Source organism: Streptomyces sp. NPDC029836 (assembly GCF_055574495.1).
In genome coordinates this window covers 1-24,959 of sequence record NZ_JBVHZI010000007.1, presented here as the reverse complement: position 1 = coordinate 24,959, position 24,959 = coordinate 1, and the positions used below count along the sequence as shown (strand labels likewise).

The following is a 24,959-nucleotide window of genomic DNA, read 5'->3' as shown; positions in this document are numbered from 1 at the left end:
AGAACGCGCAACGGGATGCACCACGGGATGCCGCGGTGAACCCAGTCTAATGAAGGATGAGTCGCTGTCTAGCCTTGCAAACGAATAATCTCAGTCGGAAGTACTGCGGATTTCGCAGGCTGCGGGGTCATCTCCCAGCAATCTGTCGGCTGCGGAGCGGTGCAGCCTGGCAGCCGCGGGGTCGCCGAGCCGGTCCAGCGTGTCGGCCAGCCGGACCTGGAGGGCGGCCTGAAGTCGCAGGTCGCCGGCCCTGCGCGCCAACTCGATCGCCTCGCGGCAGGTGTGCAGGGATTCCTCGGGCCGGCCCGCGTACTCCTGGACCCGCGCCATCTCGCTCAACGCCTTTGCCTGGCCCGGGAGATCGGCGAGCTTGCGGTAGCCCGCGGCGGCGGCCCGCCAACTGCGCAGCGCCTCCCCGTAGCGGCCCGCGTAGGTGTGCACGTTGCCCAGCCGCCCGTACAGCCTGGCCTCGTCCCCGCGCTCGCCGCGGGCGAGGGACTGGGAGAGCGCGCGGCCGAACCAGTCGGAGGCCCGCTGCCAGTCCGCCAACTCCTGGTAGGCACCGCCTACGGATTCCATCGCGCGACCGGTGGCGTACGGGTCCTTCGCGGCCTTTCCGGCGTCGAGAGCGGCCCGGTAACGCTCCAGAGCCTCCTGGGTGCGGCCCGTCTCGGCGTCCAGATCGGCCAGGTTCAGCAGCGCGGCGGCCTGCTCGCGGTGCAGCTGGCGCCGCTCGGCGACGTCCAGGACCAGCCGGTGCAGCCCGTACAGCTCGGGGGCGGCGGCCTCGGTGCCGCGGTGCTCGGCGAGTGCCCTGACCAGGCCTGACACCAGCCGGCGGGCCAGGGTGTCCAGGTCGCCGTCGGCCACGGCCAGGGTGGCGGCGGCCGACAGCGCGGGCAGCCGGGTGTCGAGCCAGACGGCGGCCGCGCGGCGGTCGGGGAAGCGCAGCGGGCGGGGCATCCCGTCGAGCCGCTCCCGCAGCAGGTCCTCGTCCTCGTCGGCCATGGCACGGCAGGAGGTGAGCAGCCGTACGGTCCGCTCCAGCATCCGGGCCCGGGCCAGCTGGACCTCGGCGGGCCGCTCCTTGGCCTCCAGCAGGGACTGCAACAGCGGGGCGAGGCAGCCGGGCAGCAGGAACAGGCCGTTGGAGGCGTGCCGTACCAGGCCCAACCCGGCGAAGTCCTCCAGGGTGGACTGCGCGGCCGCCACCGAGCATCCGGCGAGGGCGGAGGCGGTGTGCGAGTCGAGCATCCCGGCGGGCGCGAGCGGCAGCAGCCGCAGGGTGCGCTGGGCGGGCTGCGGGAGGGACTCGTAGACGAGCCGGAAGGAGCGGGCGAGCGGGCCGCTGGTGCTCGGGGGCATGTCGTGGAGCTGCTTGGCGAGGTCGGCGACGGCCGCCTTGGGGTGGGCGGCGAGCCAGCCGCCGGCCAGGGCGAGCGCGGCGGGCTGGCCCCCGCACTCCTCGGCGAGGGTCTCGGCGGCGCGCGGGTCGACGGTGACGCGGGTGTCGCCGATGTGCTGGGCGAGCATCTCGACGGCGGAGGGGGTGTCCAGGCCGCCGAGGGTGCAGGGGCGGACGTCGGGGATCCCGGTGAGGGGCCCTTCCGCGGTGACGACGACCAGGCACTCGGGGGTGTCGGGCAGCAGCGCGTCGACCTGTTGCGGGTCGGCGGCGTCGTCGAGCAGCAGGATCGCCCGCCGGCCGGCCAGCGCCTCGCGCAGGGCGGCGCTCAGGTCGTCCTCGCCGGCGCCGGGCGGGGTGGGTCGGCCGAGGGCCTCCAGGAGGGTGCGGACGGCCCGTTCGGTGGCCACCGCCTCCCCGCCGGGGGTGGTGAGACGGACCGTGAACTGTCCGTCGGGGTACTGGTCGGCCACTTCGCGCACGAACGCCTCGGCGAGGGCGGTGCGGCCGGAGCCGGGCCGTCCGGCGACCAGCAGGACCCGCGCGCGGGGCGCCTTGGCCTTGCGGCCGGAGAGGGTGTCGAGCCCGGTCCGTGCGATGTCCTCGCGCAGCTCCTTGAGCTCACGCCGCCGCCCGACGAAATCCGTCACGGATCCGCTCCTCTCCCTGCCTCGGGTTGCCGAGCGTAGTTCACGCAGAGCGACGGACCGGGTGGAGCGCGGCGGGTGGATCACCCAATCGGATCAGCGGATGGTCCGCTTTATCGCGTGCCGCGGGTACGCCACGCCCCCGCGGCCGGTCCCCGGCCCCCGTCACGACCCCGCCCCCGGCCCGGCGCAGGCCGGGACGGGGGCGGGAACCGGGGGCGGGAAACGGGAGCGCCGGAGCGCGCGGGGTCGGGCGCGCGCCGGGCTCGCGCGGGCCCCGGGCGCGGCGCCGCTCGTACGGTTCCGCGGGCGGCGCGGGCAGGCGCCCGCCGTGACTACGCTTCGTACGGGCGCGCCGGCCACGGCGCCAGAGCCGGGCGCAGGCCCTCGGGGCCCTCCGGGGAGGCCTGGGCGGCGGCCAGCGCCAGGACGCCCGTCACCAGCCCCGGGTTCCCCAGCTCCCCCGCGAGGACCCCGCGCACCAGGTCGGCCAGCGGCACCCGCGACACCTCCATGTCGGCCTCCTCCGAGTCGAACTCCTCGTACCGCTCGCCCTCGGCGTCGGTGACGCCCCGCGCCAGGAAGATCCGGATCGCCTCGTCGGAGCCGCCGGGCGAGGCGAAGAAGTCGGCCAGCACCCGCCAGTCCTCGGCCTTGACGTGGGCCTCCTCGTACAGCTCGCGCTGCGCCGCGTGCAGCGGGTTCTCCCCGGGCACGTCGAGCAGCCCGGCGGGCAGTTCCCACAGCCGGTGCCGTACGGGGTGACGGTACTGGCGGACCACCAGGACCCGGTCCTGCGCGTCGAGGGCCAGCACGCACACCGAGCCCGGGTGGACCTGGTAGTCGCGACGGGCGACGGACCCGTCCGGCATTCGCACCTCGTCCGAGTCGACCGCCGTCTTGGCGCCCTGGAAGGGCCGCCGTGTCGACAGCGTCTCCCAGGTTTCCGACGTATCGCTGATGCCCATCCCCATGCCTCCGTACCACGCGCGACAGCCGGGGCACGGATGTTCCGTACCCCGGCTGTCCACGGTATGCGGTCAGGCGCTCACTTCGCGGACTGCTGGCGCTCCACCGCGGCCTTGACCAGGCCCGCGAAGAGCGGGTGCGGCCGGGTCGGGCGGGAACGCAGCTCCGGGTGGGCCTGGGTGGCGACCAGGTAGGGGTGCACCTCGCGCGGGTACTCGACGTACTCGACGAGCTTGTTGTCCGGGGACGTGCCGGAGAAGACCAGACCGGCCTTCTGCTCCAGCTCGCCGCGGTAGGCGTTGTTGACCTCGTAGCGGTGGCGGTGGCGCTCGTCCACGTACGCCTGGTCGCCGTAGACCTCGCGCACGATGGAACCCTCGGCGAGCTTCGCCGGGTACATGCCCAGGCGCATGGTGCCGCCCAGGTCGCCCGCGCCCTCGACGAAGGCCAGCTGCTCCTCCATGGTCGAGATGACCGGGTGCGGGGTGGAGGCGTCGAACTCGGTGGAGTTCGCGTCCTGGATGCCCGCGAGGTTGCGCGCCGCCTCGATGACCACGCACTGCAGGCCCAGGCACAGGCCGAGCAGCGGGATCTTGTTCTCCCGGGCGTAGGTGATCGCGCCCACCTTGCCGTTGACGCCGCGGTCGCCGAACCCGCCGGGGACGCAGATCGCGTCCACGTCGGCCAGCTGCGCCGCCGCGGCCTCCGGGGTCTTGCAGTCGTCGGAGGTGACCCACTTGATCTGGACGCGGGCCCGGTTGGCGAACCCGCCGGCGCGCAGCGCCTCGGTCACCGACAGGTAGGCGTCGGGCAGGTCGATGTACTTGCCGACGAGCGCGACCTTCACCTCGTGGTCGGGGTTGTGGACCCGGTCCAGCAGGTCCTCCCACACCGTCCAGTTGACGTCACGGAAGGGCAGGTCGAGCTTGCGGACGACGTAGGCGTCCAGGCCCTCCGTGTGCAGCACCTTGGGGATGTCGTAGATCGACTTGGCGTCGATGGCCGCGACGACCGCGGCCTCGTCCACGTCGCACATCAGCGAGATCTTGCGCTTGATGGAGGTGGGAACCTCACGGTCGGCGCGCAGCACGATCGCGTCGGGCTGGATGCCGATGTTGCGCAGGGCCGCGACGGAGTGCTGGGTGGGCTTGGTCTTCAGCTCGCCGGAGGGGCCGATGTAGGGCAGCAGCGAGATGTGCACGACGAAGACGTTGTCGCGGCCGACCTCGTGGCGGACCTGACGGACCGTCTCCAGGAACGGCAGCGACTCGATGTCGCCGACGGTGCCGCCGACCTCGGTGATGACCACGTCGACGTCCGCGGTCGCCATGCGGCGGATGCGGTGCTTGATCTCGTTGGTGATGTGCGGGATGACCTGCACCGTGTCGCCGAGGTACTCGCCGCGCCGCTCCTTGGCGATGACCGTCGAGTAGACCTGGCCGGTGGTGACGTTGGCCGAGCCGTCGAGGTCGACGTCGAGGAAGCGCTCGTAGTGGCCGATGTCCAGGTCGGTCTCGGCGCCGTCGTTGGTGACGAACACCTCGCCGTGCTGGAAGGGGTTCATCGTGCCGGGGTCGACGTTCAGGTACGGGTCGAGCTTCTGCATCGTGACCCGCAGGCCGCGCGCCTTCAGCAGCGCACCCAGGCTGGAGGCGGTCAGCCCCTTGCCGAGGGACGAAGCGACACCCCCGGTGACGAAGATGTGCTTGGTCGTCATGGCTGTGCTGTTTCGAAAAGCAGCGGGCGGCGTCGCCAAGAGGGGGCTCCCGTGGTCGCGAGGTGAGGTGCGTCCGGCGCCGTTCCGCGAGATCCGGAATCGGTTCTCAGGGGGCGCCGAAGCTGCGGTTTCGGGGTTCCTGATTCGCACAGGCAGACCACCGGTCCACGGGGTACCAGCCTATCAGCGCCCGGGAGGGTCTGCCTCCGGGCGCGCGGCGGGTCGCCCGCGCCGTACCGTCGAGGAGCAGCCCGGGAGGGCCGTTCACGCAGGTCACCCGTTCAGTCGAGCCACATTCCCCCGGGACTTCAGGAGATCACTAGGGTGCCCGTCATACCCTGCTCGGATACTGCTGTTACCTCGCCGCCGAGCAGGCCGGAATTCGGCGTCACCGCGCCACGTCCGGCAGTCTGGAGCTCGACGCGGAAATCCTTCCGCGCAGCAGGACCGCGCATCCGCGCAATGCAAGCGCCCTCAGGGGCGGACGTGGCCGTTCGACTGGAGATGCAACGTGTCCGGGCGCATCGAGGATTACGCACTGATCGGGGACATGCAGACCGCGGCGCTGGTCTGCCGGGACGGGGCGGTGGACTGGTTGTGTCTGCCCCGTTTCGATTCCCCTGCCGCCTTCGCGAGCATTCTCGGTACCGAGGATCACGGGTTCTGGCGGGTCGGTCCCGCGGTCCCGCCCGGGACCGAGCCGCCGCGTGCCGACCGTCGCCGCTACCGCGGTGAATCGCTCGTGTTGGAGTCGGAGTGGGACACCCCGCGGGGGACCGTCCGCGTCATCGACTTCATGCCGCCGCGCGAGGACCACGCGCCGCAACTGATCCGCATCGTGGAGGGGGTCAGCGGGCGCGTCCCGATGCGCTCGTCGCTGCGCATGCGCTTCAGCTACGGGCGGATCGTGCCCTGGGTGCACAAGGTGGACGGCCGTACCGTGGCCGTCGCCGGCCCGGACTCGGTCTGGGTGGACACCGACGCGGAGACGTACGGCAAGAACCTGACGACGTACTCCGACTTCACCGTCGGTCCGGGCGACCGCATCGCCTTCGCCATCAGCTGGCAGGCCTCGCACCGCAGCGCCCCCGAGCGCCCCGACGCCGAGGGCGCGCTGGAGGCCACCACCGAGTTCTGGCGGGACTGGGTGGCGCACTGTACGTACCACGGGCCCTACCGGGAGGCCGTGGTGCGCTCCCTGATCACCCTCAAGGCCCTGACGTACGGGCCCACGGGCGGCATCGTCGCCGCGCCGACCACCTCCCTGCCGGAGGAGATCGGCGGGGTCCGCAACTGGGACTACCGCTACACCTGGCTGCGGGACGCCGCCATCACCCTGTCGTCGCTGCTGCGCACCGGCTACCGGGAGGAGGCCTCGGCCTGGCGGGACTGGCTGCTGCGCGCGGTGGCCGGCGACCCGGAGAACCTGCAGATCATGTACGGGATCGCCGGTGAGCGGGAGCTGGGCGAGACGGAGTTGGACTGGCTGCCCGGCTACGAGAACTCCGGCCCGGTCCGGGTCGGCAACGGCGCGGCCCACCAGCTCCAGCTCGACGTGTACGGCGAGGTCACCGAGGCCCTGCACCTGGGCCACATGACGGGTCTGGCCCGCAACGACTACGCCTCGGTGCTCCAGCTGAAGCTGATCCGCTACCTGGAGACGCACTGGAGCGAGCCCGACGAGGGCATCTGGGAGGTGCGCGGCCCGCGCCGGCACTTCGTGCACTCCAAGGTGATGGCCTGGGTGGCCGTGGACCGCACGATCAAGCTGATCGAGAGCGGGGACGCGGACGGCCCGCTGGAGCGCTGGCGGGAACTGCGCGACGAGATCCACGCGGACGTCTGCGAGAAGGGCTACGACAAGGAACGCAACACGTTCACGCAGTCGTACGGGTCCCGGGAGTTGGACGCCTCGCTGCTGCTGATCCCGCAGATGGGCTTCCTGCCCCCGGACGACAAGCGGGTCATCGGGACCATCGAGGCGATCCAGCGCGAGCTGTCGACCCCGGACGGTTTCATCCTGCGCTACCCGACGGCCGGCGAGGAGGCCGGTGTGGACGGGCTGGAGGGCGACGAGGGTGCCTTCCTGGCCTGCTCGTTCTGGATGGCCGACGACCTGGCGATGATCGGCCGGGTCGACGAGGCCCGGCGGCTCTTCGAGAAGCTCCTCGCCCTGCGCAACGACCTGGGGCTGCTGGCCGAGGAGTGGGACCCCAAGCTGCAACGGCAGGTCGGGAACTTCCCGCAGGCCTTCAGTCACGTCCCGCTGATCGACACGGCGCTGCGGCTGACGGCGAGCGGGGCGTACGGGGGCTGACGCCCGACGGTCGTTCCCGAACGGGCCGCCCCCACACACGTGGGGGCGGCCCGTTCGGCGTCCGGTCCCGGGATGCCCCGGGCCGGTGGCGCGCCTAGCCTGGAGTGGTCCTTTGTCCTTCTCGGAAGGGGCCGGTCATGGCTTCCCCATCGAAGGCGACCGCGGCGCTGGCCGCGCTCCGCGAGGACCTCTCGGGCCCCGTCCTCGCTCCGGAGGACAGCGGCTACGACGAGGCCAGGGCGGTCTTCAACGCCATGATCGACCGGCGTCCGGCGGTGATCGCCCAGTGCGAGAGCGAGGCGGACGTGGTCACGGCCGTCCGCTTCGGCCGTGAGATGGACCTGCCGATCGCGGTCCGCGGCGGCGGGCACAGCGTCGCGGGGATGTCCTCGGGCGACGGCGCGCTCGTGGTCGACCTGCGCCGGATGAACGAGGTGACGGTGAGCCCGGGAGCCCGGGTCGCGCGGGTGGGCGGCGGCGCGACCATGAGCCGGCTGGACCGGGCCTGCCAGCCGCACGGTCTGGCGACGACCGGCGGCCGGGCCTCCACCACCGGAGTCGGCGGTTTCGTGCTGGGCGGCGGATCGGGCTGGCTGGACCGGAAGTTCGGGCTGGCCGTCGACAACCTGCTGGGCGTGGACCTGGTGACCGCGGACGGCGAGAGGGTCACCGCGACCGCCGAGGACCACCCGGAGCTCTTCTGGGCGCTGCACGGCGGCGGCGGGAACTTCGGGATCGCCACGTCGATGACGCTGCGGCTGCACGAGCTGCCCGCCATGTCGATCGCGTTCCTGCTGTACCTGCCCGAGTACGGACCCGAGGTGGTCCGTACGTTCCGGGCCGTCGTCGAGGAGGGCCCGCGCGAGGCGAGCGGGGCGGCCCTCTACCTCACCGGCCCGCCGGAGGAGTTCGTACCGAAGCACCTGGTGGGCCGGCTGATGGCGGGCGTGCTGCTGACGTACGCCGGTCCCGAGGACGAGATGCGCAGGCTGGCCGAGCCGCTGCTGGCGCTGCCGCACGAGTCGGAGGTCGTGACGGCCATCGCGTACGCCGATCTCCAGTGCATGATCGACGACCCGCCGGGGCTGCGGAACTACTGGTCGGCGGAGTACCTGACGGGCCTCCCGGACGCCTTCGTGGACGCGTTCTGCGCGCGGGCGGGCACCATGCCGGTGCCGACGGGCACCCAGCACCTGGTGTTCCCGCAGGGCGGCGCGATCGCCGACGGGCCGGCCGACTACCCGGTGCCGTACCGGGACGCGGCCTGGGCGGTGCACCCGTTCGCGATCTGGGAGGACCCGGCGGACGACGAGCCGTGCCGCCAGTGGGTCAAGGAGGTACGGGCGGACGCGGCGCCCTGGTCGACCGGCGCGGTCTACCTCAACTTCACCGGGAACGAGGGCGCGGGGCGGATCGTGGCCGGGCTCGGCGCGGAGAACATGCGCCGGCTGGGGATGGTGAAGCAGGAGTACGACCCGGAGAACGTGTTCCGCTTCAACCACAACATTCCTCCCGCGTGACCCCCTGGTAGCGTCCGGCGACATGGACAATCAGGGCGGGATCACGGTTCAGCGGGCACTGGAGCTGCCGGGGCTGCGCGGCGGTCTCCCGGAGGTGGTGGCCTGCGCCGACCGGCTCGGTCGGACCGTCCGTTGGGTGCACGCGGGCGAGGTCCCCAACATCGCCTCGCTGCTCAAGGGCGGCGAGCTGCTGCTGACCACGGGTCTGGGCCTGGGCACCCGGCCCGCCGAGCAGCGGGCCTTCGTACGCCGTCTCGCGGACCGGGGCATCGCCGCGCTGGTCGTCGAGCTGGGGCCGCGCTTCACGCGGCTGCCGGCGACCCTGGTGGAGACGGCCCGCGCGGCCGGCCTGCCGTTGGTGCAACTGCACCGGGAGGTGCCGTTCGTCGCGGTCACCGAGGAGGTCCACACCGAGATCGTCAACGGCCACTACGCGCTGCTCCAGCGGGCCGAGGAGGTCCACCGGCGCTGTACGGAGGCCCTGCTGGAGGGTGGTGGGATCCCGCAGGTGCTGCGCATCCTGGCCGACTTCACGGCGAACCCGGTCTTCCTGGAGACACCCGACGGGCAGCTGCTGTACGCGGCCGGCCCGGTCGCCGGGGACGCGGCGGCGGACCCGCTCCAGGTGTGGGAGGGGCTGCGCGGTCAGCGCGAGGTCGAGCCCTCGGGGAACGCGGTGGTGATCGACGTGCCCGGTGGCGGTCACGGCACCGGTTCGGTCCGGGCCCGGCTGGTGCTGGCCGGGGTGTCGGCGCCGCTGCTGCCGGTGCACCGGATGGCGGCGGAGCGGACGGCCGGGGTGCTGGCCGTGGTGCTGATGCAGGCCCGGCAGGAGGAGGAGCTGGCGGCGCGCGGCCGCGGCGACTTCCTGACGGACCTGGCGGAGGGCCGCATCTCGGCGGAGGACGCCCCGGCGCAGGCCCGCGTGCTGGGCTTCCGACCGGGTACGGGACCGCTGCTGCCGATCGTGATGCGGCTGTCCACCGACCTGGGGGCCTCGGGGAACTGGGCCGTTTTGGCCCGGGCGGTGCTGGAAGAGCTGGCGTCGGTCGGGGTCCCGGTGCTGCTGGGCGTCCGTCCGGTGGAGGGACGGGTACCGCTGCTGGTGTCGCTGCGCGCGGAGTCGGAGCGCACCACGGTCTCCGACCGGGTCGCGGCCGCGCTGCGGGCGGGCGTCGAGCGGGCGGGCCTGGACCGGGCCGGGGCGCCCCCGGCGGTGGTCGTCGGTGTCTGCGGCAGCTGGGCGGCCGCCTCGGCGGGCCTGCGGCACGCCGCCGAGACGGCCACGGCGGCCCACGGGCTCCCGCCCCGGCCCTGGTACGACGCCCGCCGCCTGGACATCGACCTGCTGCTGTGGCGGCTGCGCGAGCACCCCGACCTGGCGGCCTTCGTGGACCGGGCGATCGGGGCGCTGCGCGTCCACGACGCCGCGTCCCGGCCGCCGCTGCTGCCCACCCTGGAGACGTACCTGGCGCACGCGGGGCGCAAGGCGGAGACGGCCCGGGAGCTGCACCTGAACCGCCAGACCCTCTACAACCGCCTCGCGCGGATCTCCGAGCTGCTGGGCGCGGACCTGGACGACCCGGAGACGGTGCTCTCCCTCAGCCTGGCCCTGCGCGCCCGCCGGCACGTGGTGGCCTCCTGAAGCACCCGGGGGCGGCGGGCATCAGCGTCGACGTCCTGAGGCCCCCCTGGGGCGGCCCGCGTCAGGGTCGGCGTCCTCAGGCACCCGGGCGGCGGGCGTCAGCGTCAGCGTCCTGAGGCACCCCTGAAGCGGCCCGCGTCGGCGTCCGCGCTCCGAGGGACCCGGGGGCGGCCCGCGTCAGCGGCCGCGTTCCATCAGCTCGTCGTACACCGACAGGACCTGCGCGACCGTGTCGTCCTCGGACGGCCACGTCGCGGCCTGGGCCCGCCCGGCCGCCGCGAGGTCCGCGCGCCGCCCGGGGTCGCCGAGCAGCGCGGCCACGGCGCCGGCCAGCGCGCCGGGGTCCCCGTACGGGACGAGCACGGCCGCGTCGCCGACCAGCTCGGGCACCGCGCCGACCTCGGTGGCAACCAGGGCCACCCCGGCCCGCAGGGCCTCCTGGGCCAGCAGCGAGCGTCCTTCCCAGCGGCTCGGCAGCACGGCGACGTCGGCGGCGGCCAGCAGCCGGTCGGCGTCGCGGCGCCGGCCCAGCAGCCGTACGGGCAGGCCCTCCTCCTCGATGCGCCGGGACAGTTCGGCCCGCAGCGGCCCCTCCCCCGCGATGACGAGCAGCGGTACCGGGTCCAGGGCCCGCCAGGCGCGCGCCGCGTCCAGCAGGACGGAGTACCCGCGCCGGGCCACCAGGCTCCCGACGGCGATGACCAACGGCCGCTCCACGACGCCCAGTTCGGCCCGGGTCTTGTCCGCGTCGACCACCGGCTCCGCCCCGTCGGGCAGCCCCGCGGGTACCGCCACGGCGGCGAGTCGGGCGTCGCGCGCCCCGCGCAGCCGGGCGAGGTCCACCTGGTCGGAGGAGGCGCCCAGTACCACCGCCGCGGTGCGGGCCACGTGCCGCTCCAGCAGTCGGCCGAGGCGGCCGAACGGGCCGGGCGCCTCGGGGGCGCCGCCGTGCCAGGTCACCACCAGCGGCACCCGTCGGCCGCGCAGGGCCAGGGCGGCCCGCATGCCGGCGCGCACGCCGTGCGCGTGCACCAGGTCCGCCCCGGCGCAGGCGGCCCGCAGCGCGCTCGCGGCGTCCGGCGTGAACTCGGCGCCGGCGCCGGTGAAGTCGTACTCCCCCTCCGACGCGACGGGGGCGCACACCGTCACGCGTACCCCGCGCGCGGCCAGACCGGTCGTCAGGGACCGTACGTGGGCGCTGCTGCCCGCGCCCGCACCGCCGAGGATCTGGACGGTGCGCAGCGGGGGCCGCCCGTACGGTTGTGCGGGGGCGGGGAAGGAAACCGGGGAGCTGCTCACGGGCCGAAGCTCCAGGGGGAGGAGTCAGGGACGTCGCCCAGGATGCCAGTCCGCACGCGCGTTCCGGGACCATACGGGTGCGGATCCCGTACGGGATACCGCGCGACGTCCGCAGGCCTCACCCACACGGGCTACTTCGACGTCACCCCGGAGCCGGCCGGAGCCCTGCCCCGACCCTCCCGGACGTGCCGGAGGGGCCCGGGGCGGACGTCGCCGCGGGCCCCTCCGGCGGTGTCAGGCGTCGGCGCGCGCCGCGTCGAGGAGTTCCTCGGCGTGGGCCCGGGCGGTCTGCGAGTCCTCCTGCCCGGCCAGCATCCGGGACAGTTCGCGGATCCGGTCCTCGCCCTCCAGCACGGTGACGCCCGAGCGGGTCACGGACCCGTCGACGGTCTTCTCCACCAGCAACTGCCGGTCGGCGAAGGCGGCCACCTGCGGAAGGTGGGTGACGACGACGACCTGCGCGGACTTGGCCAGCTTCGCGAGCCGCCGCCCGACCTCGACGGCCGCCTTGCCGCCGACGCCCGCGTCGACCTCGTCGAAGAGATAGGTGGGCACCGGGTCGGACCCGGCGAAGACGACCTCCACGGCGAGCATGACCCGCGACAGCTCACCGCCCGAGGCGCCCTTGGCGATCGGCCGCGGCTGGGCGCCCGGGTGCGGGGCCAGCAGCAGTTCGACCTCGTCGGCGCCCGAGGGTCCGTAGGCGACCGGGCGGCCGCCGACCTCGACGCCCTCGGCGTCCTCGGTCTGCCGGATGTCGATCGTCACGCGGGCGTGCGGCATGGCCAGGGAGGCCAGTTCCGCGGTCACGGCGGAGGCGAACCGTTCGGCCGCCTCGCCGCGTGCGTCCGTCAACGCCTGCGCCAGCAGCGACAGTTCGTCGCGCAGCGCGTCCCGTTCGGCGGTCAGCTCCGCGATCCGCTCGTCGTCCCCGTCCAGCTCCAGCAACCGGGCGGAGCCCTGCTGGGCCCACTGGAGCACGGAGTCGATGGAGTCGCCGTACTTGCGGGTGAGCTGGGTCAGCGCCGCCCGGCGCTCCTCCACCGCGGCCAGCCGCAGCGGATCGGCGTCGAGGTCGTCGGCGTACCCCGCGAGTTCGCCGGCCACGTCGGTGAGCAGGATGCCGAGCTCCCCGATGCGCTCGGCGAGCGCGCCGAGGACCGGGTCGTGGGCGCGTACGGATTCCAGGGCCCGGTGCGCGCCCGCGACGAGCGTGTTCGCGTCGATGCCCTCCGGGTCCTCGGGGTTGCCCGCGAGGGCCGCGTGGGCGACCTGGGCGGCCGACGCGAGCGATTCGGCGTGTCCGAGCCGCTCGGCCTCCGCCGCGAGCTCGGCGTCCTCGCCGGGCAGGGGTTCCACGGCGGCGACCTCGTCGAGGCCGAAGCGCAGCAGGTCCGCCTCCTGGGCCCGCTCCCGGGCCCGGGTGGTGAGGGTGTCCAGCTCGACGGCGACGGCGCGCAGCCTGCGGTAGGCGCCGGCGTACTTCTCCAGGGGGACGGCGACCGCGTCCCCGGCGTACCGGTCGAGGGCCTGGCGCTGCCGGGCGGGCCGCAGGAGGCCCTGCTGGTCGGTCTGGCCGTGCACGGCGATCAGTTCGTCCGCGAGCTCGCCGAGCAGGCCGACGGGCACGGAGCGGCCGCCGACGTGGGCGCGCGAGCGCCCCTCGGCGGACACGGTCCGGCTGATCAGCAGGACGCCCTCGTCGAGCTCCGCCCCGGCCTCCTCTGCGCGCAGGGCGGCGGGCGAGTCCGGGCGCAGGACGATGCGGCCCTCGACCACCGCGGCCTTGGCCCCGATCCGGACCAGGGCCGGGTCGGCGCGGCCGCCGAGCAGCAGGCCGAGGCTGGTGACGACCATCGTCTTGCCCGCGCCGGTCTCGCCGGTCACCGCGGTGAATCCGGGCGACAGCTCGACCACAGCGTCGTCGATGACCCCGAGCGACCGTATCCGCATCTCCTCAAGCACGGGACGACGATACCGAGGTTTCACCGGTGCCATGGGACAGCACCCACCCCGAGCGTTTCGAACACGTGTACCAATACCGACTTATGGGACGGTCCCCGAGGGCGGCTTCGGACGCCCTGCGCCTAGTGGGGCGCGCCGCGCCAGCCCGAGACCGGCAGCGCGAACTTCGCGACGAGCCGGTCCGTGAAGGACGCGTGGTGCAGCCGGGCGAGCCGCACCGGAACGGTGCCCCGACGGACCTCCACCCGGGCCCCGGACGGCAGTTCCAGCATCCGCCGCCCGTCGCACCACAGCACGCCGTGCGGGGTGCCCGTCTGCACCTCGACCGCCAGCACCGAGTCCGGCGAGGTCACCAGCGGCTTCGCGAACAGCGCGTGCGCGCTGATCGGCACCATCAGCAGCGCCTCCACCTCCGGCCACACCACCGGTCCGCCCGCCGAGAAGGCGTACGCCGTGGAGCCCGTCGGCGTCGCGCAGACGATCCCGTCACACCCGAAGCCGGTCACCGGGCGCCCGTCGATCTCCAGGACCACCTCCAGCATCCGCTCCGGGGACACCTTCTGGATGGCCGCCTCGTTCAGCGCCCAGTCCCGGTGGACCACGTCACCGTTCGTCCGTACGAGGACGTCGAGGGTCATCCGCTCCTCGACCTCGTACTCCCGGGTGACGACACGGTCCACGACCCGGTCCAGGTCGTCGCGCTCGGCCTCGGCGAGGAACCCGACCCGGCCGAGGTTGACGCCGAGCATCGGAACGCCCGAGCCGCGCGCGAACTCCGCCCCGCGCAGCAGGGTCCCGTCGCCGCCCAGCACGATCAGCAGCTCACACCCCTCCAGCACCGTGGGCGTGCACTCCGCGACGAGTTCCACCTCGGGCGGCAGCGGCAGGTCCGCCGCCTCGTGCTCCAGGACGCGGACCCCGAGGCCCGACTTGAGGAGGCCCTGCACGACCAGTTCCGCACTGCGGATGGCCGCGGGCCGCCCCGTGTGCGCGACCAGGAACACGGTGCGCGCAGCCGCCGGATCCGGTTCTCCCGGACCCGTCGGAAATGCCGAACCCGTTGACGCCGACGAATCTGTCACTGAGGCCCCTCCGCCACTGCACGGTCCACATCCCCCGGGTCGAGTGCCGGTGCTCCCGCCCGCAGCCACAAAAAGTACTCGACGTTCCCCGACGGCCCGGGCAGCGGGCTCGCCGTCACCCCGACCACGCCCAGCCCCAGCTTCCAGGCCCGCGCCGCGACGTCGCGCACCGCTTCGGCGCGCAGCTCGGTGCTGCGCACCACGCCGCCGCTGCCGAGCCGGTCCTTGCCCACCTCGAACTGCGGCTTCACCATCAGCACCAGGTCCGCGCCGGGTGCCGTGCACCGTACGAGCGCGGGCAGCACCAGCCCGATCGAGATGAAGGACAGGTCGCCGACGACCAGGTCCACCGGGATCCCGTCGATCAGCTCGACGGTCAGCTCGCGGACGTTGGTGCGGTCCTTCACCGTGACCCGGTCGTCGCTCTGCAGGGACCAGGCGAGCTGCCCGTAGCCCACGTCGACGGCGACGACGTGGTCCACGCCCGCCCGCAGCAGCACGTCGGTGAAGCCGCCGGTGGAGGCTCCCGCGTCGAGGGCCCGCCGACCCTCGACGACCAGGCCCTGCGGCCCGAACGCCGCGAGGGCGCCGGCCAGCTTGTGGCCGCCCCGGGAGACGTACTCGGGGTCGCTGTCGTCCTTCAGCACGACGAGGGCCGCGCTGGTCTCGACCTGGGTGGCCGGCTTGGTCGCGGTGGTTCCGCCCACCGTCACCCGACCGGCGGCGATCAGCTGGGCCGCGTGCTCCCGCGAGCGGGCCATGCTGCGGCGTACGAGTTCGGCGTCCAGGCGGCGGCGTGCCACTCCTGCCACGATCGGTTCAGCTCCTGTTTTCGTAAGGTCCGGGGACGGTCGGTGCGTCCAGCACGGTCAGCGCCTCGCGCAGTCCCCTGTGCACATCCTCGTACACCTCGACGTGTCCGTCCGCCGCGAGCCGGTCCGCGTCCGCCAGCCGCTCCAGATGGCCGTCGACGCCCGCGTGGCCCGTGGGGGTCCGTACGACGCCCAGCGGAGCGGGCGCGGCCGGTGCGGCGGACTCCGACGCGAGGTCCTCGCCGGACGCCGTTCCTGGCCCCTCGGGGCGGTCCGCGGCGCTCTCCGGTCGTTCGTCGGTCATGGTGCGACGCTACCGCGAAGCGCGTCGACGGCCGCGCACGGCTCTGCGGTACGGTCGTGATCACCATGGCTACGATCGAGGAGTGCCGCGAAGCACTCGACCGACTTTCCGACAACCTGGCGCGGGCCGAGGGCGACGTGCGCGGCGCGACCGCCCTGGACCGCTCCCTGAGCTGTCACATCACCGACCTCGACCGGACCTTCACCGGCCGGCTCGACGACGGCCGGATCCGGGTGGACGCGGTCGAGCCCGGCCCGCCCCGTACGAAGGCCGAGATCAGGCTCGCGATGACCGGGGACGACCTGCTCGCGCTGGTCGCGGGCGAGCTGAAGTTCCCCAAGGCCTGGGCCTCCGGCCGGGTCCGGCTGGAGGCCGGCTTCCGCGATCTGCTGCGCCTGAAGTCCCTGCTGTAGGGCGGGGCCCCGCGGTTCAGGGCGCTCCGGCGGCCGCGCGCGTACGGGCCGAGCGGCCCGCCGGCACCACCAGGGGCGTTCCCGTCTCCGGGTCCTCGATGATCTGGCAGCGGACCCCGAAGACCTCCTCCACCAGCTCGGCGGTGACCACCTCGGCGGGCGGCCCCTGAGCGACGACGACTCCCCCGCGCAGCGCGATCAGGTGGGTTGCGTAGCGGGCGGCGTGGTTCAGGTCGTGGAGCACCGCCACCAGGGTCCGGCCCTGTTCCTCGTGCAGCTCCGCGCACAGGTCGAGGACGTCGAGCTGGTGCTGGATGTCCAGGTAGGTCGTCGGCTCGTCGAGCAGCAGCAGCGGGGTCTGCTGGGCGAGCGCCATCGCGATCCACACCCGCTGGCGCTGCCCGCCCGACAGCTCGTCCACGGACCGGTCGGCGAGCTCGCCGACCCCGGTGGCGGCCATCGACTCGTTCACGATCCGCTCGTCCTGCGGCGACCACTGGCGCAGCAGTCCCTGGTGCGGGTACCGGCCGCGCGAGACGAGGTCGGCGACGGTGATGCCGTCGGGGGCGATCGAGGACTGCGGGAGCAGGCCCAGCGTCCTGGCCACCTTCTTGGCGGGCATCGACGCGATGGCCTGCCCGTCCAACAGCACCCGCCCCGTGGACGGCTTCAGCATCCGCGACAGGGCCCGCAGCAGTGTCGACTTCCCGCAGGCGTTGGGGCCCACGATCACCGTGAAGGAGTGGTCGGGTATCTCCACCGACAGGTTCTCCGCGATGATCCGCTGGTCGTAGCCGAGCGTGACGTTCTCCGCGATCAGCCGCTGCACGTGCGTACTCCTCGTAGGGCCGGACTGGTTGCCGGACTGGTTGCCGATGCCGAGCGCGTCGCCGGACTCGTCGTCGCGTTGATCGCCGGGGCGGGTTCCGCCGGCCCGCGCCCTCATATGCGACCCGCCTTGCGCTCCGAGACCAGCAGCCCGAGCAGGTAGAGACCGCCGACGAGCCCGGTCACCACACCCACCGGCAGTTGGTCCGCGCCGAACGCCCGCTGCGAGGCCAGGTCGGAGGCCAGCAGCAGGACGGCGCCCATCAGCGCGCCGGTCAGCAGGTTCGAGCCGGTCGAGCGGCTCAGCCGCCGCGCCAGCTGGGGCGCGGCCAGCGCGACGAAGCTGATCGGCCCGGCGGCCGCGGCCGCCGCGGTGGTCAGGACGATCGCCGCCGGCACCAGCACCATGCGGGTGCGCTCCACCCGCACGCCCAGCGCGTACGCGGCGTCGTCACCCATCTCCATCGTGCGCAGCGCCCGGCTCTGCCCGAGGACCAGCGGGAACAGTACGGCGCAGGTCGCCAGCAGCGGCCACACCTGCGCCCAGTCCCGGCCGGCCAGCGAACCCGTCAGCCAGACCATCGCCCGGGTGGCCTCGACGACCTGGGCCTTGGTCATCAGGTACTGGATCACCGCGACGAGCACGGCCGAGGAACCGATGCCGACGAGCACCAACCGGTACCCCTGGATCCCCTGCTTGTACGCGAGCAGGTAGACGGCGGCGCCCGCCAGCAGACCGCCGACCAGCGCGCCCAGCGCCACCTGGCCGGCGCCGCCGTTGAAGACGACGATGACGACGAGCGCGCCGACCGACGCGCCGTGCCCGAAGCCCAGCAGGTCGGGCGAACCGAGCGGGTTGCGGGAGACGGACTGGAACACCGCGCCGGACATCCCGAGGGCCGCGCCGACCAGGACGGCGACGAGGACCCGGGGCAGCCGCAGGTCGTTGACGATGAAGGCGTGGGCGGGGCTGCCGTTGCCCAACAAGGTCCGTACGACGTCCGCGGGCGCGATCTCGAAGTCGCCGGTGCCGATCAGCACGACGGCGAGCACCGCGGTCGCGACGGCCAGCAGCACGCCGGTGACCAGCGCGCGCGGCTCCACGCGCAGCGAGGTCCGCCCGGGCCCGCGCAGCGCCCGTAGCCGTGCCTTCGGAGCGGCGGCGCCGGCGACGGCCGCGGTCTTCGTACCGTTCGCGCTCACAGCTGGGCCATCCTCTTGCGCCGCACCAGGTGGATGAAGACCGGGCCGCCGATCAGCGCCGTGACGATGCCGACCTGCAGTTCCGCGGGCCGGGTGACGACCCGTCCGATGACGTCGGCGCCCAGCAACAGGACCGGCGCCAGCACCGCCGAGTACACCAGCACCCAGCGCATGTCCGGCCCGGTCACGGCCCGCACCAGGTGCGGGATCATCAGCCCGACGAACACGATCGGCCCGCACGCCGCGGTCGCCGCCCCGCACAGCAGGGTGATGGCGACCATCGCGGCGATCCGGGTCCGCGTCAGGTGGGTGCCGAGCGCCCGCGCCGTGTCGTCGCCCATGGCCATGGCGTTGAGCGGGCGCCCCAGCAGCAGCGCGAGGGCCGCGCCGGCCAGCAGGAAGGGGGCGACCTGTTGGACGGTGTCCATGGTCGCGGAGGACAGCGAACCGACCGTCCAGAAGCGCAGCTTGTCCAGCGCCTTGGAGTCCGTCAGCTGCACGGCGTTGATGTAGCCGACGAGCGCGGCGCTGGCGGCCGTACCGGCGAGCGCGAGGCGCACCGGCGTCGCGCTGCGGCTGCCCCCGAGCACGTAGACGGCGACGGAGACGACGCCCGCACCGAGGAAGGCCCACCACACGAACTCGGTCAGCGAGGCGGCCCCGAAGAAGCTGATGGCCGACACGACGGCGGCCGCGGCGCCCGCGTTCACGCCCAGGATGCCGGGCTCGGCCAGCGGGTTGCGGGTCAGGGCCTGCATCACCGCGCCGGACAGGCCGAGGCCCAACCCGACGAGCACCCCGAGGAGGGTGCGCGGGACCCGCAGGTCCCGCACCACCACGTCGTTCGGGGTTCCGGCGTACGAGAACAGGCCGTGCCAGACCTCGCCGAGGGACATCGGCTTGGCCCCGACGGCGATGCTCGCCACCAGGACGAGGGCCAGTACGGCGACCGCGCCGAGCAGCCCGGCCGCGCGCGCGGCGTGGCGCGGGCGACCGGCGGGGACCGGCACGGTGCTCCGCTCGGACGCGGAGGATTCGGGGGGACTGTCGACCAACACGAAGGTTAGGCTAACCTACCTAGTCGACAATACGTTCATCCGAACGACCCGGCCGAACACCCGCGGGAACGCCCGGGGGAGGCCCGGGTGAAGGCCCGACTGAACGCCCGGCTGAACGCCCGCCTCAGAGCCCCAACTTGGCCAGCGCCTTCGCCACGTCGTGCGCGTAGGAGCCGTCCCCGGCCGCCGACCAGGCGACCGCGCACAGCGCCCGCAGCCCGTCGATCGGGTCCGGGTCCGCGCCCGCGTCCCCGTCCGCCTCCGCCCCCGGCGTCCCCCCGGTGTCCGAGGCCTTCGAGACGTCCAGGTACGTGCCCCTGTCCACGGCGCTCCAGCCACCGCACCGCCAGGCACCGGCCCGTTCCGTCGGTTCCGGCTGCCCGGTCAACAGCCCGCGCAGGTCACGGTCCACGTACGTCGGCCGGTGCTTCGGCTCGGCCCGCAGCAACTGCGCGGCGTCCGTCACCCCGGTCAGCACGAGCAGCGAGTCGACGTCCCCGTTGTGGGCGCCCTCGATGTCGGTGTCCAGCCGGTCCCCGACCACCAGCGGCCGCTTCGCCCCGGTCCGCAGCACCGTCTCCCGGTGCATCGGGGGCAGCGGCTTCCCCGCCACCTGCGGCTCCGCGCCCGTCGCGATCCGTACGACCTCCACGGCCGCCCCGTTGCCCGGCGCGATCCCGCGCGCGCCCGGAATCGTCAGGTCCGTGTTCGACGCGTACCAGGGCACCCCCCGGTTGATGGCGTACGAGGCCTCCGCGAACCGCCCCCACGCCAGGTCCGGCCCCCCGTACCCCTGGACGACCGCCGCGAGCCCCTCCTCCTCCGCCGAGTCCACCGGCACCAGCCCGCGCTCGCGCAACGCGACCCGCAGCCCCTCGCCCCCGATCACCAGCACCTTCGCGCCGGGTTCCACCTGATCGGCGATCAGCCGGGCCACCGCCTGCGCCGAGGTGATCACCTCGGCCGCGTCCGTCGGAATGCCGAGCTCGCCGAGGTGCTCCGCGACCGCCTCCGGCGTCCGCAGCGCGTTGTTGGTGACGTAGGCGAGGTGCATGCCCTCCTCCCGGGCCACCGCGAGGGAGTCCACCGCGTGCGTAATCGCGCGGCCCCCCGCGTACACCACCCCGTCCAGGTCCAGCAGGGCCGTGTCGTACGACTGGTGCAGACTCCGCTCACTGCCCGCGGGACTGGTCCTGCTCTGCCGGGTCATCCGGTGCGCTCCTCACATGATCGAACTTGTCCGATATTGCGCTACCCACTGCTCCCCCGATCATCCCGCATCGCGAGACGGGTCTTACCATGCACCAATGACCACACCTGGCAACGCGGAGCACGGGCTGCGCCTGATCCCCTTCCACGGACTGCGTTACGTCCCGGAACGCGTCGGCAGCCTGTCCGCCGTCACCTCGCCGCCGTACGACGTGGTCGTACGACCCGACGGAGTCGACTACCTCGAATCCGCCGACCCGCACAACATCGTCCGGCTGATCCTCCCGCAGGCCGAGACCCCGGCCGCCCGCAACGAGCAGGCCGCCCGCACCCTCCACGACTGGCTGGCCGAGGGCGTCCTCAGCGCCGATCCCGACGCCGCGCTCTACGTCTACGAGCAGCGCAAGGGCCCTCTCCTGCAACGCGGCGTCGTCGGCGCCCTGGCCCTGTCGACCGCGGACGCCGGCATCGTCCTGCCGCACGAGGACGTCATGCCGGACGTCGTCACCGACCGCGCCGGCCTGATGCGCGCGACGTCGGCGAACCTGGAACCGCTGCTGCTCACCTACCGCGGTGACGGACCGGGTACCGGAGCCGCTGCGGTCGTCGAGGCGGCCGCCACCCGCACCCCCCTGCTGTCCACCGTCACCGAGGACGGGTTCCTGCACCGGCTGTGGGCCGTCACCGACCCGTCCGAACTGGCCGCCGTCGCCGCCGACCTCGGCCACCGCCAGGCCCTCATCGCCGACGGCCACCACCGCTGGGCGACGTACCTGCGCCTCCAGGAGGAGCACGGCTCCCCCACCCCGTGGGACTTCGGCCTGGTCCTCCTCGTCGACACGGCCCGCTACCCGCTCCAGGTCCGCGCCATCCACCGGATGCTGCGCCGCCTCCCCCTCGCCGACGCGCTGGCCGCACTCGAAGGGCACTTCCGCGTCCGCCCCGTCGACGGGCCCCTGCCGCTCGCCCTGGAGGTCCTCGGGGACGCATCGGAACGCGGCAACGCCTTCCTGCTCACCGGGGACGGCACCTTCCACCTGGTCACCGACCCCGACCCGGAGCTGATCGCCCGCACCGTACGCCGCGACCGCCCCGAGGCCTGGCGCCGGCTCGACGCGACGGTGCTGCACGCCTCCCTGCTGGACACCCTGTGGCGGGTACCGGACGCACCGGACCACATCACGTACATCCACGACGCCCCCGCGACCGTCGCCATGGCCGAACGGCACGGCGGCACGGCCGTCCTGCTGCACCCCGTACGTGAGGACGTGGTGCGGGACCTGGCCCGCCAGGGCGTCACGATGCCCCGCAAGTCCACGTCCTTCGGACCGAAGCCGGCGACGGGCCTGGTCCTGCGCAGCCTCGACTGATCGCCGGCCCGCCGGTCGGTCGGGCCCGAACGCACGAAAGGGCGGTACCCCCGGTGGGGTACCGCCCTTTCGTGCGTGTCAGTCAGGCCGCTCAGACCCGGTCGTCGCGCTCGTCGCGCTCGTTCCTGGCATCGCGGTCGTCGAGCTCATCGCGCTGGTCGTCAGGCTCGTCGTCGCGCTCATCACGCTCGTCGTCGCGCTCGTCGTCGCGCTCGTCGTCCTCGTCGTCCTCGTCGTCCTCGTCGTCCTCGTCGTCCTCGATGACCACGATCTCGTCGGTGACATCGACGTCGGAGTCCTCGACGGGCTCGTACTCGTCGTCGTCCTCGTCGTAGTACTCGGCCTGGTCACCCGCGCGCTCGGCGGCGGCGACTTCGGCGTCGTCCTGGCCGTCGTCCTCGTCGTCCTCGTCGCCGAAGTCGGCGTCCGAGTCGTCGTCGTGAGCGTTGTCCGCGAGGGTCGCGGCGTCCACGAACTCGACGCCGTCGATCTCCGCGAGGCGGTCGGAGGCGTCGGTCGCCCCCTCCTTGTCCGCTTCGAGGGTCTTGGCGAACCACTCGCGCGCCTCGTCCTCACGACCGGCCGCCAGCAGGGCGTCGGCGTAGGCGTACCGCAGGCGGGCCGTCCACGGCTGCACGGAGCTGGAGGCCAGCTCCGGGCTCTGCAGGGTGACGATGGCCGCGTCGAGCTCGCCCATGTCACGGCGGGCACCGGCGGCGACCAGACGCATCTCGACCTGGCCGGCCTTGTCCAGCTTCTGCACCTCGGGCTCACCGGCCATGGCCAGCGCCCGCTCCGGACGGCCGAGGCCGCGCTCGCAGTCGGCCATCACGGGCCACAGCTCGACGGAACCGGTCATCCGCTTCGCGGCACGGAACTCGGCGAGCGCCTCGCTGTACTTCTGCGTGGCGTACGCGGCGAAGCCGGCGGCCTCGCGGACGGCGGCGACGCGGGAGGCCAGACGCAGGGCGATGCGGGCGTACGCGTACGACTGCTCCGGGTCCTCGTCGATCAGCCGGGCCACCATGACCAGGTTCCGCGACACTTCCTCGGCCAGGCCCTTGGGCAGGCTCAGGAGCTCCTGACGCACATCGGCGTCGATCTCGTGGCCGGTGATGTCGTCGTCGATCGGAAGCCGCTTGACCGGGTCCCGGTCACGGTCGGCCCGGAAGTCACGGTCGCCACCCCGGTCGTCACGCCCGCGGAAGCCGCCACGGTCGCCACCGCGGTCATCGCGGCCACCACGGAACCCACCACGGTCGCCACCCCGGTCATCACGACGCGGGTAGGACGGACGGTCCCCACCACGGTCGTCACGACCGCCACGGAACCCACCACGCTCGTCATCACGACGCGGGTACGACGGACGGTCCCCGCCCCGGTCATCACGACGCGGGAAGGACGGACGGTCCCCACCACGGTCATCACGACCGCCACGGAACCCACCACGCTCGTCATCACGACGCGGGTACGACGGACGGTCGCCGCCCCGGTCGTCGCGACGCGGGAAGGACGGACGGTCGCCACCGCGGTCGTCACGACGGAAGCCGACGCCACCACCCGCAGGACGCCCACCACGGTCATCGTCACGACGCGGGTACGACGGACGGTCGCCACCCCGGTCGTCACGACGCGGGAAGGACGGACGGTCGCCACCACGGTCGTCACGACGGAAACCGCCGCCACCACCCGCAGGACGCCCACCACGCTCGTCGTCGCGACGCGGGTACGACGGACGGTCGCCACCCCGGTCGTCACGACGGAAACCGCCGCCACCACCCGCAGGACGCCCACCACGGTCATCGTCGCGACGGGGGTACGACGGACGGTCGCCACCACGGTCGTCGCGACCGCCACGGAACCCACCACGGTCGTCGTCACGACGCGGGTACGACGGACGGTCCCCACCACGGTCGTCACGACGCGGGAAGGACGGACGGTCGCCACCACGGTCGTCACGACGGAAGCCGCCGCCACCACCCGCAGGACGCCCACCACGCTCGTCATCACGACGCGGGTACGACGGACGGTCGCCACCCCGGTCGTCGCGACGCGGGAAGGACGGGCGGTCGCCACCCCGGTCGTCACGACGCGGGAAGGACGGACGGTCGCCACCACGGTCGTCACGACGGAAACCGCCGCCACCACCCGCAGGACGCCCACCACGCTCGTCATCACGGCGCGGGTACGACGGACGGTCCCCACCACGGTCGTCACGACGCGGGAAGGACGGGCGGTCGCCACCACGGTCGTCACGACGGAAACCGCCGCCACCACCCGCAGGACGCCCACCACGGTCCTCGTCGCGACGCGGGTACGACGGACGGTCCCCACCACGGTCGTCACGACCGCCACGGAACCCACCACGCTCGTCATCACGACGCGGGAAGGACGGACGGTCACCACCACGGTCGTCACGACGGAAACCGCCGCCACCACCAGAAGGACGGTCGCCGCCGGCGCCGCCACGGTATCCACCACCGGAAGGACGGTCGCCGCCACGGAAGCCGCCGCCGCCACCGCCACCCGTCGGACGGTCGCCGCCGCCCCGGTAGCCACCGCCGGAAGGACGGTCGCCGCCGGCGGGACGCCCACCGCGGTCGTCACGACGGAAACCGCCGCCACCACCGGTCGGACGGCCATCGCGGTCGTCGCGGCGGAAGCCACCACGGTCACCGCCACGGTCGTCACGACGGAAGCCGCCCCTGTCACCGCCGTCGTTGCGCCGAGGCTCGCGCTCCGGACGATCGTCGGGAGAGTTGGACATGGGTGTGACTCCTGTCTTCGGGGTACCGCTAGTCATTCTTGCGCAACCAACCCATGGCCGCGCTTCGGCGTAAAAGAGGTGAAAAACAAAAAAGACCCCTGGTCCAGCGTTGAACGCTGGACCAGGGGTCCTTTGAAAAATTGTTCGGCGGCGTCCTACTCTCCCACAGGGTCCCCCCTGCAGTACCATCGGCGCTGAAAGGCTTAGCTTCCGGGTTCGGAATGTAACCGGGCGTTTCCCTAACGCTATGACCACCGAAACCCTAATCGGTTTCGAGCGAACAAGCACACTTTGTAGTTATGTTCTAGCTCTAGAAACCAGCAACCGTTCGTTGCTTCAGAACTAACACAGTGGACGCGAGCAACTGAGGACAAGCCCTCGGCCTATTAGTACCAGTCAGCTCCACCCGTTACCGGGCTTCCACATCTG

Annotated in this window: 17 protein-coding genes, 1 rRNA gene and 2 pseudogenes; 5 read left to right on the top strand and 15 right to left on the bottom strand. The window is 73.3% G+C overall.

Features of this window, described 5'->3' with window-relative positions; genetic code table 11:
- Nucleotides 1-90 precede the first annotated feature (90 nt).
- The 3 genes from ACZ4XJ_RS20840 to ACZ4XJ_RS20830 form a co-directional block, all read right to left on the bottom strand.
- Complete coding sequence (locus ACZ4XJ_RS20840) at nucleotides 91-2,055, bottom strand: tetratricopeptide repeat protein (RefSeq protein ID WP_362877371.1); 1,965 nt, start codon at nucleotides 2,053-2,055, stop codon at nucleotides 91-93.
- A gap of 332 nt (nucleotides 2,056-2,387) precedes the next feature.
- Nucleotides 2,388-3,020: an NUDIX domain-containing protein gene (locus tag ACZ4XJ_RS20835; protein WP_384002460.1), complete on the bottom strand. Its 633-nt coding sequence runs from the start codon at nucleotides 3,018-3,020 to the stop codon at nucleotides 2,388-2,390.
- 80 nt (nucleotides 3,021-3,100) lie between these two features.
- A complete protein-coding gene (locus ACZ4XJ_RS20830) occupies nucleotides 3,101-4,738 on the bottom strand; it encodes a CTP synthase (RefSeq protein ID WP_362877373.1) in 1,638 nt (545 codons plus the stop codon).
- 511 nt (nucleotides 4,739-5,249) lie between these two features.
- Here ACZ4XJ_RS20830 and ACZ4XJ_RS20825 point away from each other — a divergent pair.
- The 3 genes from ACZ4XJ_RS20825 to ACZ4XJ_RS20815 all read left to right on the top strand — a co-directional run bounded on the left by ACZ4XJ_RS20825 (nucleotide 5,250) and on the right by ACZ4XJ_RS20815 (nucleotide 10,220).
- Nucleotides 5,250-7,055: a glycoside hydrolase family 15 protein gene (locus ACZ4XJ_RS20825; protein ID WP_362877374.1), complete on the top strand. Its 1,806-nt coding sequence runs from the start codon at nucleotides 5,250-5,252 to the stop codon at nucleotides 7,053-7,055.
- A 137-nt stretch (nucleotides 7,056-7,192) separates the two neighbouring features.
- Complete coding sequence (locus ACZ4XJ_RS20820; RefSeq protein WP_468496984.1) at nucleotides 7,193-8,575, top strand: FAD-binding protein; 1,383 nt, start codon at nucleotides 7,193-7,195, stop codon at nucleotides 8,573-8,575.
- A 22-nt stretch (nucleotides 8,576-8,597) separates the two neighbouring features.
- The gene (locus ACZ4XJ_RS20815; RefSeq protein ID WP_384004133.1) at nucleotides 8,598-10,220 is read left to right on the top strand and encodes a PucR family transcriptional regulator; all 1,623 of its coding nucleotides are present in this window, start codon (nucleotides 8,598-8,600) and stop codon (nucleotides 10,218-10,220) included.
- A gap of 177 nt (nucleotides 10,221-10,397) precedes the next feature.
- On the opposite strand, the gene ACZ4XJ_RS20810 is transcribed toward ACZ4XJ_RS20815, so the two are convergent.
- The 5 genes from ACZ4XJ_RS20810 to ACZ4XJ_RS20790 all read right to left on the bottom strand — a co-directional run bounded on the left by ACZ4XJ_RS20810 (nucleotide 10,398) and on the right by ACZ4XJ_RS20790 (nucleotide 15,682).
- Nucleotides 10,398-11,519 carry a glycosyltransferase family 4 protein gene (locus ACZ4XJ_RS20810; RefSeq protein ID WP_362877377.1) on the bottom strand — a complete coding sequence of 374 codons (1,122 nt, stop codon included), beginning with the start codon at nucleotides 11,517-11,519 and terminating at the stop codon, nucleotides 10,398-10,400.
- A gap of 234 nt (nucleotides 11,520-11,753) precedes the next feature.
- Nucleotides 11,754-13,472: a DNA repair protein RecN gene (recN, locus tag ACZ4XJ_RS20805; protein ID WP_362877396.1), complete on the bottom strand. Its 1,719-nt coding sequence runs from the start codon at nucleotides 13,470-13,472 to the stop codon at nucleotides 11,754-11,756.
- Nucleotides 13,473-13,606: 134 nt separating this feature from the next.
- Nucleotides 13,607-14,488 (bottom strand): NAD kinase, encoded by an 882-nt coding sequence (locus ACZ4XJ_RS20800; RefSeq protein ID WP_362877378.1) that lies wholly within the window; start codon nucleotides 14,486-14,488, stop codon nucleotides 13,607-13,609.
- A 74-nt stretch (nucleotides 14,489-14,562) separates the two neighbouring features.
- Nucleotides 14,563-15,378 carry a TlyA family RNA methyltransferase gene (locus ACZ4XJ_RS20795; protein ID WP_468496983.1) on the bottom strand — a complete coding sequence of 272 codons (816 nt, stop codon included), beginning with the start codon at nucleotides 15,376-15,378 and terminating at the stop codon, nucleotides 14,563-14,565.
- 7 nt (nucleotides 15,379-15,385) lie between these two features.
- Entirely contained in the window at nucleotides 15,386-15,682 is a 297-nt protein-coding gene (locus ACZ4XJ_RS20790; RefSeq protein ID WP_362877380.1) for a hypothetical protein, read from the bottom strand.
- A 65-nt stretch (nucleotides 15,683-15,747) separates the two neighbouring features.
- Here ACZ4XJ_RS20790 and ACZ4XJ_RS20785 point away from each other — a divergent pair, with 65 nt between their 5' ends.
- Complete coding sequence (locus tag ACZ4XJ_RS20785; RefSeq protein WP_468496982.1) at nucleotides 15,748-16,095, top strand: SCP2 sterol-binding domain-containing protein; 348 nt, start codon at nucleotides 15,748-15,750, stop codon at nucleotides 16,093-16,095.
- Between the two features lie 16 nt (nucleotides 16,096-16,111).
- On the opposite strand, the gene ACZ4XJ_RS20780 is transcribed toward ACZ4XJ_RS20785, so the two are convergent.
- The 4 genes from ACZ4XJ_RS20780 to ACZ4XJ_RS20765 all read right to left on the bottom strand — a co-directional run bounded on the left by ACZ4XJ_RS20780 (nucleotide 16,112) and on the right by ACZ4XJ_RS20765 (nucleotide 20,394).
- Nucleotides 16,112-17,041, bottom strand: coding sequence for an ABC transporter ATP-binding protein (locus tag ACZ4XJ_RS20780; RefSeq protein WP_468496981.1), 930 nt, complete (start codon nucleotides 17,039-17,041; stop codon nucleotides 16,112-16,114).
- Nucleotides 17,038-18,126: a FecCD family ABC transporter permease gene (locus tag ACZ4XJ_RS20775; RefSeq protein WP_468496980.1), complete on the bottom strand. Its 1,089-nt coding sequence runs from the start codon at nucleotides 18,124-18,126 to the stop codon at nucleotides 17,038-17,040. The genes ACZ4XJ_RS20780 and ACZ4XJ_RS20775 overlap by 4 nt, the downstream gene beginning before the upstream one ends.
- Nucleotides 18,123-19,184, bottom strand: a complete 1,062-nt coding sequence (locus tag ACZ4XJ_RS20770; RefSeq protein WP_468496979.1) for a FecCD family ABC transporter permease — start codon at nucleotides 19,182-19,184, stop codon at nucleotides 18,123-18,125. The genes ACZ4XJ_RS20775 and ACZ4XJ_RS20770 overlap by 4 nt, the downstream gene beginning before the upstream one ends.
- A gap of 124 nt (nucleotides 19,185-19,308) precedes the next feature.
- Nucleotides 19,309-20,394: an HAD-IIA family hydrolase gene (locus ACZ4XJ_RS20765; protein WP_468496978.1), complete on the bottom strand. Its 1,086-nt coding sequence runs from the start codon at nucleotides 20,392-20,394 to the stop codon at nucleotides 19,309-19,311.
- Between the two features lie 97 nt (nucleotides 20,395-20,491).
- Between ACZ4XJ_RS20765 and ACZ4XJ_RS20760 the strand changes: the two genes are divergently transcribed.
- Nucleotides 20,492-21,763 carry a DUF1015 domain-containing protein gene (locus ACZ4XJ_RS20760; RefSeq protein ID WP_362877384.1) on the top strand — a complete coding sequence of 424 codons (1,272 nt, stop codon included), beginning with the start codon at nucleotides 20,492-20,494 and terminating at the stop codon, nucleotides 21,761-21,763.
- A 463-nt stretch (nucleotides 21,764-22,226) separates the two neighbouring features.
- Here ACZ4XJ_RS20760 and ACZ4XJ_RS20755 read toward each other — a convergent pair.
- The 3 genes and pseudogenes from ACZ4XJ_RS20755 to rrf all read right to left on the bottom strand — a co-directional run.
- Nucleotides 22,227-22,838: pseudogene (locus ACZ4XJ_RS20755) on the bottom strand (tetratricopeptide repeat protein); the annotation flags it as partial.
- A gap of 246 nt (nucleotides 22,839-23,084) precedes the next feature.
- Nucleotides 23,085-24,530, bottom strand: a pseudogene (locus ACZ4XJ_RS20750) (hypothetical protein); the annotation flags it as partial.
- Nucleotides 24,531-24,672: 142 nt separating this feature from the next.
- Nucleotides 24,673-24,789: ribosomal RNA gene (gene rrf, locus ACZ4XJ_RS20745) — 5S ribosomal RNA — on the bottom strand.
- Nucleotides 24,790-24,959: the final 170 nt, after the last annotated feature.

Coding starts and splice junctions, on each gene's coding strand:
- ACZ4XJ_RS20830 (WP_362877373.1), bottom strand. CDS start 4,738: ATGACGACCAAGCACATCTTCGTCACCGGGGGTGTCGCTTCGTCCCTC.
- ACZ4XJ_RS20820 (WP_468496984.1), top strand. CDS start 7,193: ATGGCTTCCCCATCGAAGGCGACCGCGGCGCTGGCCGCGCTCCGCGAG.
- ACZ4XJ_RS20785 (WP_468496982.1), top strand. CDS start 15,748: ATGGCTACGATCGAGGAGTGCCGCGAAGCACTCGACCGACTTTCCGAC.
- recN (WP_362877396.1), bottom strand. CDS start 13,472: ATGCGGATACGGTCGCTCGGGGTCATCGACGACGCTGTGGTCGAGCTG.
- ACZ4XJ_RS20835 (WP_384002460.1), bottom strand. CDS start 3,020: ATGGGCATCAGCGATACGTCGGAAACCTGGGAGACGCTGTCGACACGG.
- ACZ4XJ_RS20765 (WP_468496978.1), bottom strand. CDS start 20,394: ATGACCCGGCAGAGCAGGACCAGTCCCGCGGGCAGTGAGCGGAGTCTG.
- ACZ4XJ_RS20780 (WP_468496981.1), bottom strand. CDS start 17,041: ATGAGGGCGCGGGCCGGCGGAACCCGCCCCGGCGATCAACGCGACGAC.
- ACZ4XJ_RS20790 (WP_362877380.1), bottom strand. CDS start 15,682: ATGACCGACGAACGACCGGAGAGCGCCGCGGACCGCCCCGAGGGGCCA.
- ACZ4XJ_RS20760 (WP_362877384.1), top strand. CDS start 20,492: ATGACCACACCTGGCAACGCGGAGCACGGGCTGCGCCTGATCCCCTTC.
- ACZ4XJ_RS20815 (WP_384004133.1), top strand. CDS start 8,598: ATGGACAATCAGGGCGGGATCACGGTTCAGCGGGCACTGGAGCTGCCG.